General features: G+C 32.8%; 1 protein-coding gene and 1 pseudogene. One reads left to right on the forward strand and one right to left on the reverse strand.

Annotation, left to right across the window (positions count from 1 at the left end; all coding sequences use genetic code 11):
* Positions 1 to 90: 90 nt before the first annotated feature.
* Positions 91 to 957 carry a DMT family transporter gene (locus tag EKL98_RS16105; protein WP_126563156.1) on the forward strand — a complete coding sequence of 289 codons (867 nt, stop codon included), beginning with the start codon at positions 91 to 93 and terminating at the stop codon, positions 955 to 957.
* 106 nt (positions 958 to 1063) lie between these two features.
* Here the strand turns inward: EKL98_RS16105 and EKL98_RS16110 are convergent.
* A pseudogene (locus tag EKL98_RS16110) lies at positions 1064 to 1337 on the reverse strand (insulinase family protein); the annotation flags it as partial.

The raw sequence follows: 1337 nt of genomic DNA on the forward strand, positions 1-1337 counted from the left end.
TAAGCAATTAAAATTTTAGTAAACAAATTTAATAAAAAATGTATCGGTAATTCATAAAATAATTACAATTTTGAGCCAAAATTTAAATATATGAATTCGAAACAATTGAAATGGTTTTACCTGATAGCTTTAGCGTTGGTTTGGGGGAGTTCATTTATCTTGATTAAGAGAGGTTTGGTTGGGTTGCCTCCAATGAAATTAGGTTCGTTACGCATTATTTTTGCAGCCATTTTTCTACTGATAATTGGCTTTAAAAGCGTGTCAAAAATTCCGCTTCATCAATGGAAATATATTGCTTTGACGGCAACTTTAGGGACATTTATTCCAGCGTTTCTTTTTTCGATTGCACAAACTCAAATCGACAGTTCTGTGAGTGCTATTCTGAATTCGCTTACACCATTAAACACCATGATTTTGGGAGGTTTGGCTTTTGGTTTGAGCTTTAAACGGACTCAAGTTTTTGGTGTCATCATTGGATTAATAGGAACATTTTTGTTAATAATAAATGGAGCCATCCATCATCCAGAGCAAAATTATTATTATGCCATTTTAATTATAATTGCTTCGATTTGTTATGCTATCAATGTCAATTTAATCAAGAAATATTTATCCGATTTGAGTCCGTTGAGCATTACCACTGGAAATTTTTTGGTTTTGTTGTTTCCTGCTTTGATTGTCTTGTTTTTCTCTGGTTTTTTTGATGTAATTACTGTTGAAAGTGTTCAGCATTCGGTGTTGTACATAGTAATTTTAGGAGTTGTTGGAACAGGAATTGCGAATATCATTTTCTTTAAAACCATACAGATTTCGTCACCAGTTTTTGCCACTTCGGTAACCTATTTAATTCCAGTAGTTGCTTTTTCTTGGGGGTTATTAGATAACGAAATGCTTACTCCAGTTCAGTTTTTGGGTGCTTTTATTATTTTGATAGGGGTTTATTTGTCGGCTAAAAAGTAGAAGGCAGATTTCAGATTAAGAATGTTAAACATCTATGTATAAAAAAAACGAAAACGCTTTGATAGTTTCTTGGCGTTTTCGTTTTTTTGTAACTGCTAACTTTCATCTATTGAAAATCAGCATCAGAAACACCTTCGTTGATTTTTACTTCAGACATTTTTATATCCAATTCTAAGCCTGCATTTTGGATGATATTAAAAGGAATTTTTACTCCTTTTACTTCTCTATAATCGCCAAAGTTAGTAGTTTGTGTCATCTTGTTTGCGCCTTGTTCTACGGTTTTGGATTCGGCAACTTTGAGTCCTGATTTTACGTCGTAATACAAAGTGGTGTTGCCATTTTTAATTACATAAGCATCATTTCCGCTGATGGTTTCTATT

Source organism: Flavobacterium bomense (genome assembly GCF_003970355.1).

Coding starts and splice junctions, on each gene's coding strand:
- EKL98_RS16105 (WP_126563156.1), top strand. CDS start 91: ATGAATTCGAAACAATTGAAATGGTTTTACCTGATAGCTTTAGCGTTG.